Genomic DNA, 18592 nt, shown 5'->3' with positions numbered 1-18592 from the left:
CACACCCCGCCCAATACGGGTACGTTGGGTAGTCGCAGGGTTCGGGGCGGCCAGTCGGCGGGAAACCTTACCGCGCATCTGATCGTTCCAGACTCAGCAGACATCTCGGGCCGCCTGGGAGGGGGACACGGTGACCGACGCGCCGCCGCGTCTGTCCGCGGGGTCCCAGGGCCCGCCCCCGCGGCGACGAAATCGTCTGAATCCGACCGCCCGTGCGTATCGAGGCCCGTCTCCGACCCGGGACGACCACCAGGCACGCGACGACCACCAGGCACGCGACGACCACCAGGCACGCGACGACCACCAGGCACGCGACGACCACCAGGCACGCGACGACCACCAGGCACGCGACGACCACCAGGCACGCGACGACGAACACGACACTCGCCGGGAGCGGTCTCTGACGTCCCGCCTGCTCACGGTAGTCGCAGCGATGCTCGCCGCCGTGGTACTCCTTGCCGCGGTGGGCGGCTGGACCGCCTACGAGTATTTTGACGCCCAGATCAACCGGATCCGCCTCGGGCTCGGCGGGGACCGGCCGGCGGAGGCCGCGGAGGGCACCCGGAACTTCCTGCTGGTCGGATCGGACAGCAGGGCGGGCACCGGCGGCGAGTACGAGAGCCAGGGAGCGGTGACCGACGAACGGTCGGACACGACGATGCTGGCCCACCTCGACGTGGACGGGACCACGACGATGGTCTCCTTTCCGAGGGACACCCTCGTGCGCATTCCGGGGCACGGCCTCGGCAAGCTGAACTCGGCGATCACCCTCGGCGGTCCCAGTCTCCTGATCAGAACGATCGAGAATCTCACCGACATCAAGATCGACCACTACGTCTCGGTCGATCTGGCCGGTTTCAAGGAGATGACCGACGCCATCGGCGGTGTCACCGTCTGCGTAAAACCGCTACCAAACGGCGGAAAGTCCAATCTGTACGATCCGTGGTCACAGTGGCGGGGCACGGTAGGCAAGAATTATCTCAACGGAGAGCAGGCACTCGCCTTCGTCCGCCAACGCCACGGCCTACCCGACAACGATTTTGATCGCATCCGCCGTCAGCAGCAGTTCATCGGCGCCGTCTTCACCCAGGCAACCACGACCGGGGTGCTCGCCAACCCGGTCAGGCTGGAGAACCTGCTCCAGGCCGCGACCAGGGCGCTCACCGTCGATGACGGCACCAGCATGAACGACATGCGCGCGCTCGCGACACGGCTGCGCGGGATGTCCGCCGATCAGATCCGGTTCGAGACGATCCCCGTACACACCCCGACGCCGGCCGAGGGCGGCAACGCCGTGGGGGAGCTGCCGAGGTTCGGCTCCGTGCAGCTTTACGACCCCGAGACGCTGGAGAAGTTCCTCGCTCCGCTGCGCGGGCGGGCCCGTGACACGCGGGAGTCCTCCGTTACCCCGGCACCGACTCCGACGGTCGACCCGGCGCAGGTGCTGATCGACGTCTACAACGGCGCCGGAGTGGGGGGCCTCGCCGCCAAGGCCGCCGGGGCGCTGCGGCAGGCCGGTTTCCGGGTCGGCCCGCCGCAGACGTGGCAGGCCGGCGTGGTGGAGACGACGCAGGTGCGCTACCGCCCAAGCGAACAGGCCGCCGCCCATGCCGTGCAGGCCGACGTGCCCGGCAGCCGGTTGCGCGCGGACGCCTCCGTCCCCGCCGGCCACATCGCCCTCGTCCTGGGCACGTCCTACAACGGGGTGAACCCGAGTCCAGCGGCCGGGGGCGCCGGATCGACCGGTGGTACCGGCACAGCCGCCGGGGCGACCGGCGGGTCCGCTACGGCGGACCCGCCTCCCGCCTCACCGTCAACGGCCGCGGATCTCACCTCGGGGTGCACGTACTAACCGCTCGCCGTCTGACTCACCGCCGGCTGACTGATCGTTCACCCGACCGTCCGATCACATTCCGCGCCGTCCGCACTACGGCCGGAGACGAGATCAACCCCGCCGCGAACATCCGTGCTTGTCATGGCAACGTCTTGGCCGTCCGGAACGTCCAGTTAGACGGACACGGCTGCCACATCACGACCACGACGGCCGCGGCATGCGTTCCGGCGGGGGTTCTCCCGCCCCGGCCGCCTGAACGAGGAGGGCTTTCGACTCAGGTGAGCCCCGATACCATGCGCCCGCCGGCCCTGCCGTCCGCGTTGGACCCACGTGGGCCCCGTCGCCACCGCTCCCCGCTGCGACGGCTGTCCGTTGGAGCCGTCGCTCTGCTGTCCGTGCTGGTTCTCGGTCTGAGCACCATCGGGTGGGCCGCCTACCGACAGTTCGACAAGGCCGTCACGCGCGTCGACTGGGACATCGAGGGTGCCCGCCCGGCGAGCGCGGACGGCGAGGAGAACGTCCTGCTGCTCGGCGACGACAGCCGGGAGGGCACCGGGGGTGAGTACGGCGTGGTGGACGGCGTCCGGTCCGACACCACCATCATCGCCCACTTCGGCAAGGACGGCTCGGCCACGTTACTGTCCTTCCCCCGGGACATGCTCGTCCCGGTGGTGCCGCGGGAGAAGGCCACCGCCCACGACGGCCGGTCGAAGCTCACCGAGGTGCTCGGGCTGGCGGACGTCCCCGGTCTCGTCACCACGCTGGAGTCCCTGACCGGCCTGAAGATCGACCATACCATCTCGATCAATCTCGCCGGTTTCAAGACGATGACCGACGCGGTGGGAGGCGTGAGCGTGTGCGTGACGCCCCTACCGAACGGCAGCACCCGCAACCTGCACGACTCGATGTCGGGATGGAGCGGACGGCTCGGCGAGAACCGTCTCAACGGTGATCAGGCGCTGGCCTTCGTCCGGACCCGTTACGCGCTCGGGGACGAACGCCTTCGCATTCTGCGCCAGCAGCAGTTCCTCTCCAAGCTGCTGGCGACAGCGACCAGCAGCGGAGTGCTCACCAACCCAGCCAAGATCACTTCACTGATCGGTGCGGTCGGCAGCGCGCTGCGGATCGACCAGGGTCTCGACCAGACCGCGATGCTCAAGCTCGCGAAGCGGGTCAGCGAGCTGGGTCCGGGAAGAATTCACTTCGTGACAGTCCCTACGCACATCGCGCTGCGCTCCGATGGCGCGGTTGACGACCTGGGTTCGATTCCCCCGCACGGGGCCGTACTCATCGTCGATCAGGCCGGCCTCGACCAGGTCCTCGCTCCGCTGCTGCCCGCGGGCACCAAGCCTCCCGCACAGCGAACTCTCGACCCCGCCCAGGTCTCGATCGCCGCCGTCCGCAACGCCTCGGGACGTGCCGGACTCGCCACCGGCACGGTCGACGGACTGCGGGCACGCGGCTTCACTGGGCCGATGACCGCCGCGACATCGACCCGCCAGACTCTGACCGAGGTACGCCATCCCCCGGGCCAGGAGGCTGCGGCACGCACCCTGGCGGCGACGATCCCCGGCAGCCGGATCGTCGCGGACGCCGGCCGCTCCGGGGCCGGCCTCGTCCTCGTCCTCGGATCCACCTTCACCGGCCTGCCCAGCTCCGGCCTGCCCAGCGGTGGGCTGCCGGGCGCGGCGGCAACCGTCGGCACGAGGATCTCGACGACCTCGACCGCCGCCGGTGGTGACACCCGGGCGACCACGATCGGCGGCACCGCGACGCCGACCCCGGCGGCCGGCGGGGCCGGCGTCGGCGGCACCACAGGCACCGCGGCCGCTCCGGTCGGTCCCGTTCCCTCCGACCCCTCGTGCACGCCATGAGCGCCTCCGTGCCGCGGCTGGTCGCCGCACGGACGCTGCTTGGCCCGGCCGCGGACGCCGACGCCGCACCCGCGGCGGGGGTTCGCGGCATCGCGTCCGTCCTCGCGCACCGGCTGGCCACCGATCCCGCCCGCCCGCTGGTCACCTTCTACGACGACGCGACCGGCGAACGCGTGGAATTCTCGGCGACCACCTTCGACAACTGGGTGGCGAAGACCGCGAACATGCTGGTCGACACGCTCGGCCTCGGCATCGGTGACCGGGTCGGCGTCCACCTGCCGACGCACTGGCTCAGTTCGGTCATCCTGCTCGCCACCTGGTCGGCCGGGATGGACGCGGTCCTCGTCCGGGACGCAGCCGGCGAGCAGGACGGCGGGGACGCCGAGAAGGCCGGCGGGGAGCTCCCGGTCGCGACCCCCCTCGACGCGCTGTTCGTGGCCGAGGACCGGCTCGACGAGGCATTCGGCCTGATGGTGGACGAGATCGTGGCCCTGTCACTGCGCCCGCTGGGTGGTCGGATGCGCAGGCCCGTCGCCGGGGTTCTCGACTACGCCGCGGAGGTGCCCCCGCACGGCGATCGGTTCGCCGCCCCGGCAGCGCCGCCTGGGCAGGCCGCGCTGCTGCGCGCGGGTACCGCGATCGCGGGGGCGTGGGGCCTGGGACCCGCGGACCGGGTGCTGTTCACCGCGCCGCTCGCCACGACCGAGGGCCTGGTCGGTTCGCTGCTTGCTCCCCTGGTCGCAGGCTCGTCGATCGTGCTGTGCCGGCATCTCGACAGCGCCGCGCTCCCGCGGCGCATCGAGACGGAGAAAATCACCGCCGTCGGCCGGTCAGTCCTGCGGCACGCGCCCAGCCCACTGCCCGCGGGGGTCCGGTCGCTGCCGCTCCCCCGCCTCGGGTGAAACCCGTACGACCCCCGTATCGGGCCGCGGCCGGGGAATGACCATACCCGACATCCGGGCGGCTCACAGACGGCGTGACCATCGAACGGCGCGACGGCCAACGAGAATTGGGGCAGCGCGGCGGCCGTCTTTACCACGTGCAGCGGAGGTCACTCAGACGTGAGCACGTCACCGGTTCTTCACCTCAGCGTCATCGGCACCGGCTATCTGGGCGCGACACATGCCGTGTGCATGGCGGAACTGGGTTTCGAGGTCATCGGTGTCGATATCGACGCGACCAGGACGCAGCGGCTCGCCGCGGGTGAGGTGCCCTTCTTCGAGCCCGGTCTGGAAGGGCTACTCCGCAAGAACCTGGAGGCGGGACGGCTGACCTTCTCGAGTTCGCTCGCCGAGGCGGTTGACCGGGCCGAGGTGCATTTCATCTGCGTGGGAACACCGCAACGGCCCGATTCCGGCGCGACGGACCTGCGCCACGTCGAGGCGGCGACGAATGGTCTGATCGCGGCCGGGCTGCGGCCCGGGACGCTGGTGGTGGGCAAGTCGACGGTTCCCACGGGCACCGCGGCCCGGCTGGCCGGACGACTTGCCGCCGGCGCCCCGGGCGCGGAACTTGCGTGGAATCCCGAGTTCCTCCGGGAGGGGTCCGCCGTCGACGACACCCTGCGGCCGGACCGCCTGGTCTTCGGGGTCGTCCCGGGTGGCACCGCCGAGGCACGGCTGCGGACGGTCTACGCCAGAACGATCAAAGAAGGCACACCCGTCATCGTCACCGACTTCGTCACGGCCGAAATCGTGAAGGTCGCCGCGAACGCCTTCCTCGCGACGAAAATCTCCTTCATCAACGCGATGGCCGAGATCTGCGACATGACCGGGGGGGACGTGACCGAACTCGCCGCCGCCCTGGCCCACGACCCCAGGATCGGGCCCCGGTTCCTCCAGGCCGGCATCGGCTTCGGCGGCGGCTGCCTACCCAAGGACATCCGTGCCTTCCAGGCCCGTGCGGACGAGCTGGGAGTCGGCTCCGCGCTGGCCTTCCTCACCGAGGTCGACGCCGTCAACACGCGGGCCCGGACGCGGACGGTGGCGCTGGCCACCAAGGCGCTGGGGGGCTCGCCGACGGGCCGGATGGTGGCGGTCCTCGGTGCCGCCTTCAAACCGAATTCCGATGACATCCGCGACTCGCCCGCCCTCGACGTGGCCACCGCGCTGCACCGCGCCGGCGGCCACGTGTCCGTCTACGACCCCGCGGCGATCCCGAACGCCCGCATTCACTATCCGTACCTGCACTACACCGACTCGGTGATACGGGCCGTGGCAGGCGCGGAGATCGTCCTGGTCCTGACGGAATGGAGTGAGTTCCGCGAGATCGACCCGGCCGCCCTACGGCCGCACGTCAGCAGACCCATCGTCATCGACGGACGGCACGTCCTGGATCCCGCGGTCTGGCGGGATGCCGGCTGGATCTACCACGCGCTCGGACGGCCACTCGCGTGACCCACCGACCGGACCGAGCAAGCTTGGTCCGACGACGATCCGACAATGCGGCCTATCCCCACGCCGCCGTGGACCGCTCTACGGCAGAACCTCGACCAGTGCCCCGGTCTCCACCTGGTAGACGAACCCGCGTACCGAGGTGGTGGACTGCAGGAACGGCGACGAACGCAGCACCCTGACGGACTTGCGCACGTCCTCCTCGACATCGGGAAAGGAATACACGGCCCATTCGGGACGAACGCCCGTCTTGCACTCCAACTGGTCCCGGAACCCGTCGTCGGTGATCCTTTCGAGACCACACCCGGTGTGATGCAAAAGAATGATCTCCGTCGTTCCCAGCACGTGCTGGCTCACGGCGAGCGAGCGGACCACATCCGGGGTGATGACACCACCGGCGTTGCGCAGGATGTGGGCGTCACCTTCGACAAGACCGAGCAAGGCCTCCACCTGGATCCGCACGTCCATACACGCAACCACCGCGACGCCCAGGCGCGGCCGCGCGCCGGGCAGGGCAGGTAGCCCGGCCTCCCGCCGCCGGGCGGGGTGACCTGCAGCGTAGCTCAGCAGGAGTTCGGTCGCCGTGGCAGCGCCGCTCACCGGGCTCACCGTATCCGCGGGGCGCACGGTGTCCGCATGGACATCGTCTGCATGGACATCGGCAACGGGGTCGACAGCGGTGTGGTCATCGGTGTCCACGTGGTCATCGGTCCTTGACGTCGGCATCAACGGCTCGGCCAACGACTCGAGCGGATCATGATGATGCGTCCTTCCGATCAATGGTCCCCACTCTCCAACTGCCAGGATACCGTCCATGGGCCCAGCTTCGCCAACGTTCCCGAGTTTTTGCCGAAGTTGTGCCACTCACGTTGCCTGCCGCACCGGATTGGTGGCATCACCTAGCGTAGAGATGGGAACAGCTACCCGGTGACTCCACCACGCGCCGGCGCGTTCACCGCTACGTCCGGCATCATGTCCGGTGAGCCGGCCTCGCCGCGGATGTCCACCACGCCACCGTCGACGGGGGTGGCACGGTGGGCGGCCGGGAGCAGCCGGTACTCTCTCTGGGTGGTAAATATCGATCGGGGTCGCCCGTGGTGAGACACCGACAGACCCGCTCACCGGTGCAGGTACTCGTCCACGAGATGGGCAAGTTCGGGCTGGTCGGCGGTGCGTGTTACGCCATCGACTTTCTCGTCTCCAACCTGTGCCACACGCTTCTCGGAATGGGTCCGCTCAGCGCGAAGACCGTCTCCACGGTGGTCGCCGCCACCTTTTCCTACATCGGGAACCGGCAATGGTCGTTCAACCATCGCGCCCGAACCGGTCTACGTCGCGAGTACACACTCTTCGTGATCCTGAATACGGTCGGGTTGCTGATCGCGCTCGGCTGCCTCGGGTTCGCACGCTATGTACTCGATCTCAAGGGCGTACTTGCGTTCAACCTGTTCGGTAACATCATCGGCACCGGGCTGGGCACCGTATTCCGGTTCTGGGCCTACAAGAAGTGGGTCTTCCTCCACCCGGACCACCCCAAGGCCGCCACGAGCTGCGGAGCCCGTCAGGACGGTCGTCGGCACATCCCGGAGCATGCGGGCCGGATCTGACCGCACCAGCGGCCACCGGCCCGACACCCCGGCCCGGCGCGCATTCCGCCACCTGCTCCGGCACCGGACCGGCCGTTTCAGGCGCACCGCGCATCGCCGCCACCCCGGACGCCCAACACGCCCGCCGACACGGCACGACAGCGGAACAGGACGTTCCGCCCTCTCACCGTCCCCGGCGGACAAGTCGGGAACAACCCAGTTCCGATACCGAACGGTTCCCGAACCTTCGCCGGTGGGCTACGCTCGGCGGGCCAGGCTGGCGCCGCGCGCCCACAGCCCTCCATCCAGCGAGACACATCGGCTACCGGGAACGCCGCGTGGAGCGCCGTCCAGTCCGCAGCAACCTGGAGGGTGTGTCGTGACCCCGTTCTCGCTCGCGTCGTCGCACCCCGGCGGCCGACCTCGCGACGAGAGCCGGGACCAGGCGATCCGCACCGCCACCCTGGACCTTCTGGCCGAGGTCGGATACGACGGTGTGACGATGGACCGGGTGGCCACCCGGGCGCGAGCCGGCAAGGCCACCATCTACCGGCGCTGGCCGTCAAAGCTCGCCCTGGTGATGGACGCGGTCAACGCCTTCACCGAGCAGCGGATGCCGGCACCCGACAACGGCTCCCTCCGCCTGGACATCCTTGAGTTCCTGACCTCGTTCCATGACGCGATCCGCGGCGATCGGGGACGGATCCTCGCGGAACTGATCTCGGAGATGCCGCGCAATCCCGGTCTGCGCGACGCCCTGCGCCGCGGCCTCTGGATGCAACGCCAGGCGAGCTCGGAAGCCATCATCGAACGCGGGATCGCCCGCGGCGAGGTCCGCCCGGACGTCGACCGCACGGTACTCATAGAACTCGGAACCGCCGTCATCCTCCAACGGGTGCTGCTGACCGGAGACCCGGTCGATCAGACGTTCCTGGAGATGATCGTCGACGACATCGTGATCCGTTACGCGGCCTGATCCGACACCTTGTCTCCAAGACGACCCGGGATCCCCCTCCGAACACAAAGCTCCTAACATCGAGCATCGAGCCCGACCTGGGCCGAACGGGGCGATCCGTCCCGCTCTAACACAGATGGACGGTTGCGAGAACCGCCCGGCACCACGGCGGGATCAGCAAGATCACGAGTGCGGGCAGGGGCCGCTCTTCGCGCAGCGCAGGAGGACGTCATGCAGTCACCGGGCCCAGGCCCCCAGGACCCGGACGCCCAGACCCAAGGGGTTGACGGCAACGCTGGTGGTTCCTATTCCGCCTCGCCGTACTCCGCGGGCTCGGCACCGTTCGGCGACGAAGACGAGACCCACCTGATCGGCGACAGCGCACCCGGCGTCAACCAGCCCGGCGGCTACCCGCCCACGGCACAGTACTCCCAGCACCAGAACCCCCAGCACCAGTACGCACAGAATCCGTACGCACAGCACCAGCACCCCCAGCACCAGCACCCCCAGCACCAGCACCCCCAGCACCAGCACCAGCACCAGCACCCCCAGCACCAGTACGCACAGAATCCGTACCGCGGCACCGATCAGTACCCCCCGACGGCGGTCCACCCACCCAGTGGGGGCTACCCACCCGGCGAGGGCTACGGCCAGGATTATCCCGTCGGCGGCTATCCCACGGAGAGTTATCCGCAACAGGCATATCAGCAGAACTATCAGCCGGGTTACCAACAGGGCTATCAGCAGCAGGGCTACCCCGCGGCGGACGGTTACGGAGGCTATCCGCCGCCGGGGGCGCCCCCCCGGCCCGGCGGCTCTCAACGTCGGCGTAACACCATCATCGCTGCCGCGGTGGCGGCGACACTCCTCCTGATCGTTGTTTCGGTTGCGCTCCTCTCCGGAGGTTCCGACAACCCGGGCACGGTGGCCGCGTCCGAAAGCCCCAGCGCCTCGCCGACCTCGACAAGCCCATCGTCATCGCCCTCGCCAAGTCCGAGTCCGAGTCCGAGTGTGAGTCCGAGTGTGAGTCCCTCGGCGCAGTTCACCTCGGCGCAGCACGCCCTGCTGGCCAAGCTCGACTCGTCCGTGATGATGGACTGCGAGCCCAACAGCGAAGCCGAGGGCGGCCACATCAAGGCGTCGTTGTTCTGCAACTCGGATGATGGGAAGGTGGTAGCCGCCTACTCCTACGCGACCACCAGTGATCTGAACAGCGACGTCGAGGTGCGCAAGTCCCTGGTCACCACCACCGGAGGCAAATGCGAGCAGGGCGGCGACGAGGTCTTTACCTGGAACTTCCACGAGGGTGCGACCCAGGGCACGGCCGTCTGCAACGTACGTGACGGTGATCATTTCATCTTCTGGTCCTACAACTCCACGTTGGTCTCCTTCATGGCGACCGGCCCCGACGGGGCGGCCCTGTACGAATGGTGGAGTAATTTCGATCCGGTGCCCAAGGCCTGACGTCGCGGTGGACGCCGCCGGGACGCGGCCACGTCCACACGGCGGGGCGCCGTTTGCTGTGAATTCGATCTTGCCTGCTTGCCTTCGGCCGGGCGGGTGGTGATAGAGCAGTATTTGTGACGCAGTAGCCTGACATCGCCCATATCCGGGTGGTGAGGGGCCTACGCTGGGGTCGCACCTGTCACCCATCTCGGGAGGAACCGTGCCCAGCCCCGGCCAAGGCGACAACGAAGCGTCGCAGGTGTCCGAGCCACCGCCGGACTTGCCGCGGCCAGGGAGCGGCCCCGATGCAGACCCGGACGGGCCTGACCGGACCATCCTGTATCCACTGCACCGGGGACCAGGGGTGGAGCCGGGGCATGCCTTGTCGCCTCCGCCATACACGAATCCGGTCCCACCGCCGTCGGCCCTGGGCTCGGGACCGCCGCCGGGTTCCATACCGCAAGGCCCGGTTCTGCCACCGGGCCCGCCGGTTCCCGCGGTTCCCACGGTTCCCCCCCGCTTCGGGGGACTGCCCGGTCCGGGTGGCCTGCCGGGGCCGCCCGCGCCCTCCACTCCGTCATGGCCTCCCGCTCCCCCCGGGCCACCCGAATCTCTCGCCCCGCCCGGCTCCGCCCCGCCCACCGGCCCCCCCGCCTGGTCCGCCCGGGCGGACCAGCCTGGTCCGGGCGGGCAGGGACCGCCTGGCCTGCCGGCTCGGTCGGGGACGCAGGGACCTCCCGGCCCCCCGGGCCCCCCCGGGCCACCCACAGGCATGGCCGGCCCGCCCGGTCCGCTCTACTACGGCTCGCCAACCAGATCCGGCAGCTCTGACTCCCCGGTGGCCTTCGGCCCCCCCCTGCCTTCGGGACCTCAGACGTCCTCCGGAGTGTCGATGTCCCCACACCACACCCCATCGTCACCGTGGCCGGACGACGGCGACCTCACCTATCGCCTGACCCCGCCCACCGGACGGCCCGGCATCCAGGGCGGCGACCCTAACCAGCCCGGAACCCTCGCGAACCAGCCCGGAACCCTCGCGGCCGAAACCGGCACCGGGCTCGGCACGAACGGTGACACGGCCTTCCTCGGAGCCTTCGAGGCCCGGGGCAGGTCCACGAACGGCGTTGACGCGCAGGCCGAGCCGTCCGCACCGCCCATCGGTTATCCGGCGCCAACTCCCGGAGCGACAATCGGTGTCAACCCGCCGAACGGATTCCCTTCGGTGAGCGGAACTCCGGTCACATCCGGCGCATCTCCGCTTCCCGTATCACCCGCCGACCACCCGTTGACGGGCGGGACGCCTGTCCCGACCGGCGGCTTTCCAGCGTCGGCGCCCGTCAATCTCCTCGGCACGTCCGCCCCCTCGGTCGACACGGCCACCGCCGTGCGGCTCGGCGCGCCTGCGGATTCCAGACGGCCCTCGTCGTTACCGGGGCTGTTGCCGGGACTTCCGCCGGAGCCGCCCGTCCACCCGACGGGAATCCCCGCCGGCGCGGCCGGACCCGGGCTCACCGAGCGCGCCGTGGCCCCCCTGGCCCCCATGGCCAAGCGCGGCACGGCCTCCCGGCACGAGGTCAGCGTGGATCGACGCCTGCTGTTCGCGGGCGGCGGTCTCCTCCTGACCCTGGTGATCCTGCTCGGAGTCGTCGTCTTCACCGGCGGGGACGGCGCCGACACGACGAGCGGACAATCCGTCGCCAGAACATCGACCATCGAAGCGTCGGGGAGCGGTGGACAGCCGGCCGGCAATCCACAGGAGATCCTCCGCTCACTACTGAACCCGGTCGTCATGACGGGATGCGCCGTCCCCGCACACCGTGACAGCGCCTACGCCGACGCCGCCCTCGTCTGCAAGGATTCCAGCGGCATCGAGGTCACCGCCTTCCACTTCCCGAGTCAGTCCGCCATGGACCGGCAGATCGGCGCCCGTGAAACGTACTACTATGACGAGGGGAACTGCGACGATGGCCAGCAGAGCTCGGAGCAGTGGAGCTCGCCGGCCGAGTCGACCGGTGGCACCCGGCTGTGCTACTTCTTCGCGAAGCGTTTCTACGAGTTCTGGACCTACGACGACTATCGAATCGCGTTCTCCGCGGATGATCAAGATCCGGGTAACCTCAACAGATGGTGGAAGTCGTTCGATCCACTCCGCCATTGAGCTGACCTTCCTCGGGAGGCCGGATACCTGTGAACGGTTCCGAAGACGGATTCCCGCGGAATCCGGCCGACGGTGACGAGGATCCATCCGGTGGAACCGGCTCGTGGTGGCGTCGTGGACCCCTCACCGCGATCGTCCTGATCATCGCGGCTCTGATCGCGAGTGGCATCACCATCGGACTCGCCGTGACCCACGATCCGAGCGACAGCCCCGCCGGTCGCCACCCGTCGGCGTCCGGCACGACGGGCACCGCAGGCACCGTGGCCTCCGGAGGGCCCGGCGTCGGACCGTCGCCGGGCCCGACGCTCGACGCCGCCGAGGCCCGGCTGCGGTCCTCGCTCAAGCCGTTCGCGGTCGACGAGTGCACGAGTGCGCCGCCCAGCGAGGGACAGGCGGTACCCGATGGCGTGGAGGCGGCCCTCAGCTGCGTCCCCGGGGTGGCGACCGACGCTCCAGCCCCCGCTCGAATCCTCGTCCTGCGTTACCGGGACGCCTCGGCCCTGACCCGCGACATCGCCCGCCGGTCCGCAGCCCTCGCCGACGTCGGCGACTGTTATCAGGGACAGACCGGCATCGAACGCTGGGCACGCGGCTCCCGACGCCGTGGCACCTTCCTGTGCGATGCAAGACCCGGCCGGTTCTCGGTGTTCTGGACGGTTGACGACGAGCGTCTCGGCTTCGCCACGGAGGATCCGCAGGCCGACAAATTGCTCGCATGGTGGCGGGAGTTCGATCCGGTGTGACGGATCTGCCGTGCTTACCGCCTCCGGCCGTCCCGGCGTCAGGCCCCCGGATAGCCCCGTGACTGGTAGGGCGCGGAGAGATCGGCGAGGGTTTCCTGCACCCGCTCGGCGTGCGGCATACACGACAGGCTGACCCGGCCCCGCTGCCCCACCGCCTCAATGATCAGCTCACCCGAGCCCAGAAGCCGGTCGATGACGTTCTGCTGCACCGTCGCGCCAACCAACCAGGCGAGCGGGACGTCACGCCCGACCCGCGTGACGACCCCTTCGCGGATCACCAGTCGATGGTTCGTCACGACGTAATGGGTCGTCATCCGACGTAACCATGGCATCACACTCAGGTAACCGATCGCACCGAAGGCGACCAGAAGCACGAGATACTGGATGGGCTTCTGCAACACCCCTCCGGGTGCGAAGAAAACCCCCAGCACGGCGAAAAGGAGGGCGGCAACCGTCCAGAACGCCGGGACTACCAGGCTGACCCAGTGCGGGTGCACATGAAGGACAACCTCTTCGTCCTGGGTGAGGATATCGTCGGGAAACGCCACGGCAACGATCGTCGCATCTCGGGCGGACAGATCACTGCCGGGTCCCTCGTCACCGCAGGTGAACGATGTCGGCGGCGCTGTAGGGTCGCCCGTTGACGACGAGCCGGCCGTCGGGGTCAACGTCGGTGGCGGTCCCGAGCACCGCCGAACCGTCCGGCAGCTCGACGCGCACCCGCCTGCCGATCGTCGCGCACACCCGTAGGTACTCCGCGCGAGCCGCTTGCGGGTCGGCCTCCCAGCCAGTGATCGCCCCGACGAGATCCGCGAGTACCACCCCGAGCAGCTCGGTCCGGTCCAGAGCCGCCGGAAGCGCGCCGCTGAGCAGCAGGCTTGTCGACCGCTCCGGGAGCTCGTCACGCTCCGCCATGACATTCAACCCAAAACCGATAATCACCGAGGGTGACGATAGTGGGACCTGGACGACCTCGACCAGGATGCCGGCGAGCTTCGCATCGTCAACGAGAACGTCATTGGGCCATTTCAGGACTGCGGGAACCGCCGCCACCTCGCGTAGCGTCGCCAGAAGCGAGGTTCCGACCACCATGGGCAGCCAGCCGAACAGTGACATCGGTAGCCGGGGTTGCAGCAGCAGCGAGACCGTCAACCCGGCACCAGGGCGAGACTCCCATGATCGGTCGAGCCGACCACGACCCGCCGTCTGCCGTTCGGCGACGAGAACCCGTCCCCGGCCGCGGGCGGTGTCTTCGCCCCGGGCGGTGTCTTCGCCCCGGGCGATGCGCGCCAGCGCGGCGTTGGTCGAGTCGGTCTCCTCTACCACCGTCAGGTCGAGACCGACCGCGGCGGCACGGGCCGCGAGGCGTGCGGCGTCCAGCGGTTCACGTGTTCCGACGGACGAGAATCGCCCCTCTCCGGCAGGGCGGGCCCGAGGGGACGCCGGCGAGGGCTTGCCGGACGGGAGCTTGCCGGACGCGGGCTGCTCGGGAGAGGGTCCCGCGGGTGCGGGCTCCTTCGAGGGTGGCACCGGTCCACCCTGCCAGACCGTCCGGTCACCCGTCGGCGACTCGGACGATCGGCGGACGATCGGCGGACGATCGGCGGACGATCGGCGAGCTGATCCGGGATACGGTCAACTCGCCGGAGGCCCACGAATCTCGCCTATCCGGTGAGATCCGCTGCACATCAATCACACGCGTGGACCCACGGGGGTCGTACGCTGCCGGTTATGGCTCTTCCCGCGTCCGCAGAGGATTCCGCTCCCGACCCGCACACCACCGCAGGCCGACTCGCCCACCTGCGGCGCGTGAACGATGATGCCGTCCACGCCGGGTCCCAGCGAGCGGTCGACGCGCAGCATGCCAAGGGCAAGATGACAGCCCGCGAACGGGTCGAGGCCTTCCTCGACCCCGGGTCGTTCGTCGAGACCGACGCCTTCGCCCGCCATCGCGCGCACGACTTCGGCGTCCAGGCCAACCGGCCGTACGGCGACGGCGTGGTGACCGGGTACGGGACTGTCGACGGCCGGCAGGTCTGCGTGTTCAGCCAGGACTTCACCGTTTTCGGTGGCAGCCTGGGTGAGGTCTTCGGTGAGAAGATCGTCAAAATCATGGATCTTGCGTTGAAGACGGGCTGCCCCGTCGTGGGCATCAACGACTCCGGCGGAGCGCGTATCCAGGAGGGTGTCGTCTCCCTCGGTCTGTACGGCGAAATCTTCTACCGCAACGTGATGGCCTCCGGCGTCGTCCCACAGCTCTCACTGATCATGGGGCCATGCGCCGGTGGCGCCGTGTACTCTCCGGCGATCACCGACTTTACCCTGATGGTCGACCAGACCAGCCACATGTTCATCACCGGCCCCGACGTGATCAAGGAGGTCACCGGCGAGGACGTGGGCATGGAGGAACTGGGTGGCGCACACACCCACAACTCCCGCAGCGGTGTCGCGCACTTCCAGTCGGCCGACGAGACGGAGTGCCTCGAACTCGCCCGTGCGCTGCTGTCGTTCCTTCCGTCGAACAATCTCGACGACGCCCCGAGCTACGACGCCGTGGACGATCTGGACGCCGAGATCGACCCGGATCTCGACACGTTCATCCCCGACTCCCCGAACACTCCGTACGACATGCACCAGATCATCGAGCGGGTCCTCGACGAGGGTGACTTTCTCGAGGTCCACGCTCAGTTCGCCCAGAACATGATCGTCGGATTCGGCCGGGTGGATGGACGTTCTATCGGGGTGGTCGCCAACCAGCCGATGCAGTTCGCCGGCACCCTCGACATCGACGCCAGCGAGAAGGCCGCCCGGTTCGTCCGGACCTGCGACGCATTCAACATCCCGGTGCTGACTCTGGTCGACGTCCCCGGCTTCCTTCCCGGCACCTCCCAGGAGTGGAACGGCATCATTCGCCGTGGCGCCAAGCTGATCTACGCCTACGCAGAGGCCACCGTACCGAAAGTGACGGTGATCACTCGGAAGGCCTACGGCGGTGCCTACGACGTCATGGGGTCCAAGCACCTGCGGGCGGACATCAACCTTGCCTGGCCAACCGCCGAGATCGCGGTGATGGGCGCCCGGGGTGCCGTCAACATCATCTATCGACGGGATCTAGCCAGGTCCGAGTCACCGGAGACTCGTCGGGCCGAGCTGATCCAAGACTACACCGATCACTTCGCGACCCCTTACATCGCGGCGGAACGGGGCTATCTCGACGCGGTCATCAGCCCGTCGGAAACGCGGCGCGAGCTCATTCGAGCACTGCGTCTGCTGCGTACCAAGCGTGAATCCCTGCCACCGAAGAAGCACGGCAACATCCCGCTATAGGCGGGATCTGCCGTCGCCGGCTCGCCGGAAGGGGAATCCGCCCGCGGCGGAGATCTCCCGGGCCGCGGGCCCACGGACGGCATACGTACGACGCACCAGCTACTCGAGGTACCGAGGAGAAAAACGTGGTTCAGGACGATGACAGGCGGGCGAGTCAGCCTCGGCTGCAGCTGATCCGCGGTGAGGCGACGCCGGAGGAGATCGCCGCCGTGGTGGCGCTCCTGACGGCTCGCGCCGTTCCCTCGTCGGCACCGGCCACCCGCCGTTCGTCCTGGGCCAGCCCGACGCTGGCGCTCCGTGGCAGTCTCACCACCGGACCGGGGGCGTGGCAAAGGTCCGGGATGACGCCGGGTGCGCGCACTCGAGCCGACTGGTGATCAACCGATAGACATGACGTCGGGATGTCTGCAGCATCACATCTGGGTACAATGACAGCAAAATGTGCGGCCCGACTCACCTACACGCAGGCAGGCCGGACGAGGACGGGAGCGACGTGCGTAAGATCCTCATCGCCAATCGGGGAGAAATCGCGGTTCGAGTGGCCCGCGCCTGCCGCGACGCCGGATACACCAGCGTCGCAGTCTACGCGGAACCAGATATCAATGCCCTGCACGTACGCGTTGCTGACGAGGCATTTGCGTTGGGAGGCGCGACCCCTGGTGATTCGTACCTGCGCATCGACAAAATTCTCGATGCCTGCGAGTCCTCCGGGGCCGACGCCGTCCACCCGGGATACGGTTTTCTCTCGGAGAATGCGGACTTCGCGGAGGCCGTGATCTCCGCAGGCCTCACCTGGATCGGCCCGCCGCCGGAGGCCATCCGCCGTCTCGGAGACAAGACCGCGGCCCGGCATATTGCACTAGCGGTCGGCGCGCCGCTCGCGCCCGGCACCGCAGACCCCGTGGCCGGCGTCGATGAGGTTGTCACCTTCGCCGGGCAGTACGGCCTTCCGGTTGCCATCAAGGCCGCTTTTGGTGGCGGAGGGCGCGGACTGAAGGTCGCTTGGACCGCGGAGGAGCTCCCCGAACTGTTTGACAGTGCCGTCCGGGAGGCGGTCGCGGCGTTCGGTCGCGGGGAATGCTTCGTCGAGCGGTATCTGGACCAGCCGCGCCACGTCGAGACCCAGATCCTGGCGGATACGCACGGCAACGTCGTCGTGGTCGGTACCCGCGACTGCTCACTCCAGCGCCGTTACCAGAAGCTCGTGGAGGAGGCGCCGGCACCGTTTCTCTCGGAGGCTCAGCTCCACTCGCTGTACGACGCCTCGAGGGCGATCTGCAAGAAAGCCGGCTATGTCGGGGCCGGGACCGTCGAGTTCCTCGTCGCCCGCGATGGCATGATCAGCTTCCTTGAAGTCAACACCCGCCTCCAGGTCGAGCATCCGGTGACCGAAGAGGTCTCCGGAGTGGACCTGGTTCGTGCCCAGTTCCGTATCGCCGAGGGTGAGGCACTCGACTTCACCGATCCGGCTCCTCGCGGTCACTCCATCGAATTCCGCATCAACGGTGAGGATCCCGGCCGTAACTTCCTTCCCGCACCCGGCACGGTCACCAAGCTGATCGCGCCGGCCGGCCCCGGCGTCCGGCTCGATACCGGCATCGAAAGCGGCAGCGTCATCGGCGGCGCCTTCGACTCCCTGCTCGCAAAGCTCATCATCACCGGAGCAACCCGGCAGGAAGCTCTGCAGCGGGCTCGGCGTGCCCTCGATGAGATGGTCATCGAGGGAATGGCGACGGCGCTGCCGTTCCACCGCGCGGTCGTACGGGATCCCGCCTTCGCCCCGGAGGACGCCGCAGAGCCTTTCCGTATCCACAACCGCTGGATCGAAACCGAGTTCGACAACACCATCCCGGCCTTCGCGGGAGGGACTGAGGCCGACACCACCCCCGAGCCGCGGGAGACCGTGGTTGTCGAGGTGAGCGGCAAACGCCTCGAAGTCGTGCTACCCGCCGGATTCGGTTCTGCCCCCGTCGCCGCTTCCCGGGGAGCGGCGCCCAAGCGGCGCGCTCGCGGCACGGCGGCGGCCAGGGTCACGGGCGACGCCCTGGCCAGTCCCATGCAGGGCACCATCGTGAAGGTCGCGGTCAACGACGGCGACACCGTTTCCGCGGGTGATCTGATCATTGTTCTGGAAGCGATGAAGATGGAACAGCCGATCAACGCGCATCGGGATGGCACGGTCACCGGACTGGCTGCGACCGTCGGCGCCGTTGTCACCAGCGGCACCGTGCTCTGTGAGATCAAAGACTAGAGCACACTGAAGCTCGACCTGCCCA

16 protein-coding genes are annotated in these 18592 nt (G+C 68.7%); 12 read left to right on the top strand and 4 right to left on the bottom strand.

The annotated features are described in order from the left end of the window. Positions 1-130: 130 nt before the first annotated feature. From FRANCCI3_RS03585 to FRANCCI3_RS03570, 4 genes are all read left to right on the top strand, one after another. A complete protein-coding gene (locus FRANCCI3_RS03585) occupies positions 131-1852 on the top strand; it encodes an LCP family protein (RefSeq protein WP_011435165.1) in 1722 nt (573 codons plus the stop codon). Between the two features lie 275 nt (positions 1853-2127). Further along, positions 2128-3708 carry an LCP family protein gene (locus FRANCCI3_RS03580; RefSeq protein WP_011435164.1) on the top strand — a complete coding sequence of 527 codons (1581 nt, stop codon included), beginning with the start codon at positions 2128-2130 and terminating at the stop codon, positions 3706-3708. Continuing rightward, a complete protein-coding gene (locus tag FRANCCI3_RS03575) occupies positions 3705-4610 on the top strand; it encodes a TIGR03089 family protein (protein WP_011435163.1) in 906 nt (301 codons plus the stop codon). The genes FRANCCI3_RS03580 and FRANCCI3_RS03575 overlap by 4 nt, the downstream gene beginning before the upstream one ends. Positions 4611-4769: 159 nt before the next feature. Then, complete coding sequence (locus tag FRANCCI3_RS03570) at positions 4770-6104, top strand: UDP-glucose dehydrogenase family protein (RefSeq protein ID WP_011435162.1); 1335 nt, start codon at positions 4770-4772, stop codon at positions 6102-6104. Positions 6105-6182: 78 nt separating this feature from the next. Here FRANCCI3_RS03570 and FRANCCI3_RS03565 read toward each other — a convergent pair whose 3' ends face one another. After that, positions 6183-6800, bottom strand: coding sequence for a beta-class carbonic anhydrase (locus tag FRANCCI3_RS03565; protein ID WP_011435161.1), 618 nt, complete (start codon positions 6798-6800; stop codon positions 6183-6185). Between the two features lie 398 nt (positions 6801-7198). Between FRANCCI3_RS03565 and FRANCCI3_RS03560 the strand changes: the two genes are divergently transcribed. Together FRANCCI3_RS03560 and FRANCCI3_RS03555 are read left to right on the top strand one after the other, a co-directional pair. Further along, a complete protein-coding gene (locus FRANCCI3_RS03560) occupies positions 7199-7708 on the top strand; it encodes a GtrA family protein (protein ID WP_235462821.1) in 510 nt (169 codons plus the stop codon). 358 nt (positions 7709-8066) lie between these two features. After that, complete coding sequence (locus FRANCCI3_RS03555) at positions 8067-8663, top strand: TetR/AcrR family transcriptional regulator (RefSeq protein ID WP_023839889.1); 597 nt, start codon at positions 8067-8069, stop codon at positions 8661-8663. A 216-nt stretch (positions 8664-8879) separates the two neighbouring features. Here FRANCCI3_RS03555 and FRANCCI3_RS27735 read toward each other — a convergent pair whose 3' ends face one another. After that, a complete protein-coding gene (locus FRANCCI3_RS27735; RefSeq protein ID WP_148214901.1) occupies positions 8880-9338 on the bottom strand; it encodes a hypothetical protein in 459 nt (152 codons plus the stop codon). A 327-nt stretch (positions 9339-9665) separates the two neighbouring features. Here FRANCCI3_RS27735 and FRANCCI3_RS27725 point away from each other — a divergent pair, with 327 nt between their 5' ends. The 3 genes from FRANCCI3_RS27725 (at position 9666) to FRANCCI3_RS03540 (ending at position 12989) form a co-directional block, all read left to right on the top strand. Continuing rightward, the gene (locus FRANCCI3_RS27725) at positions 9666-10106 is read left to right on the top strand and encodes a hypothetical protein (RefSeq protein ID WP_051868615.1); all 441 of its coding nucleotides are present in this window, start codon (positions 9666-9668) and stop codon (positions 10104-10106) included. Between the two features lie 874 nt (positions 10107-10980). Then, the gene (locus FRANCCI3_RS23125) at positions 10981-12246 is read left to right on the top strand and encodes a hypothetical protein (protein WP_023839887.1); all 1266 of its coding nucleotides are present in this window, start codon (positions 10981-10983) and stop codon (positions 12244-12246) included. 29 nt (positions 12247-12275) lie between these two features. Further along, positions 12276-12989 (top strand): hypothetical protein, encoded by a 714-nt coding sequence (locus tag FRANCCI3_RS03540; RefSeq protein ID WP_011435156.1) that lies wholly within the window; start codon positions 12276-12278, stop codon positions 12987-12989. Between the two features lie 38 nt (positions 12990-13027). Here the strand turns inward: FRANCCI3_RS03540 and FRANCCI3_RS03535 are convergent, their stop codons facing one another. Then, complete coding sequence (locus tag FRANCCI3_RS03535; RefSeq protein WP_011435155.1) at positions 13028-13537, bottom strand: PH domain-containing protein; 510 nt, start codon at positions 13535-13537, stop codon at positions 13028-13030. Between the two features lie 49 nt (positions 13538-13586). Next, a complete protein-coding gene (locus FRANCCI3_RS03530) occupies positions 13587-14519 on the bottom strand; it encodes a biotin--[acetyl-CoA-carboxylase] ligase (protein ID WP_011435154.1) in 933 nt (310 codons plus the stop codon). 201 nt (positions 14520-14720) lie between these two features. Here FRANCCI3_RS03530 and FRANCCI3_RS03525 point away from each other — a divergent pair, with 201 nt between their 5' ends. The 3 genes from FRANCCI3_RS03525 to FRANCCI3_RS03515 all read left to right on the top strand — a co-directional run bounded on the left by FRANCCI3_RS03525 (position 14721) and on the right by FRANCCI3_RS03515 (position 18567). After that, complete coding sequence (locus FRANCCI3_RS03525) at positions 14721-16316, top strand: acyl-CoA carboxylase subunit beta (RefSeq protein WP_011435153.1); 1596 nt, start codon at positions 14721-14723, stop codon at positions 16314-16316. 125 nt (positions 16317-16441) lie between these two features. Next, positions 16442-16693 carry an acyl-CoA carboxylase subunit epsilon gene (locus FRANCCI3_RS24020; protein ID WP_011435152.1) on the top strand — a complete coding sequence of 84 codons (252 nt, stop codon included), beginning with the start codon at positions 16442-16444 and terminating at the stop codon, positions 16691-16693. A 116-nt stretch (positions 16694-16809) separates the two neighbouring features. Further along, positions 16810-18567 (top strand): acetyl/propionyl/methylcrotonyl-CoA carboxylase subunit alpha, encoded by a 1758-nt coding sequence (locus tag FRANCCI3_RS03515; protein WP_011435151.1) that lies wholly within the window; start codon positions 16810-16812, stop codon positions 18565-18567. Positions 18568-18592 lie beyond the last annotated feature (25 nt).

Origin of the sequence: Frankia casuarinae (assembly GCF_000013345.1) — a bacterium.
Lineage (GTDB): Bacteria > Actinomycetota > Actinomycetes > Frankiales > Frankiaceae > Frankia > Frankia casuarinae.
The sequence above is the reverse complement of the archived record's forward strand: the minus strand, read 5'-3'. Positions and strand labels throughout refer to the sequence as shown.

Coding starts and splice junctions, on each gene's coding strand:
- FRANCCI3_RS03580 (WP_011435164.1), top strand. CDS start 2,128: ATGCGCCCGCCGGCCCTGCCGTCCGCGTTGGACCCACGTGGGCCCCGT.
- FRANCCI3_RS03575 (WP_011435163.1), top strand. CDS start 3,705: ATGAGCGCCTCCGTGCCGCGGCTGGTCGCCGCACGGACGCTGCTTGGC.
- FRANCCI3_RS23125 (WP_023839887.1), top strand. CDS start 10,981: ATGTCCCCACACCACACCCCATCGTCACCGTGGCCGGACGACGGCGAC.
- FRANCCI3_RS03525 (WP_011435153.1), top strand. CDS start 14,721: ATGGCTCTTCCCGCGTCCGCAGAGGATTCCGCTCCCGACCCGCACACC.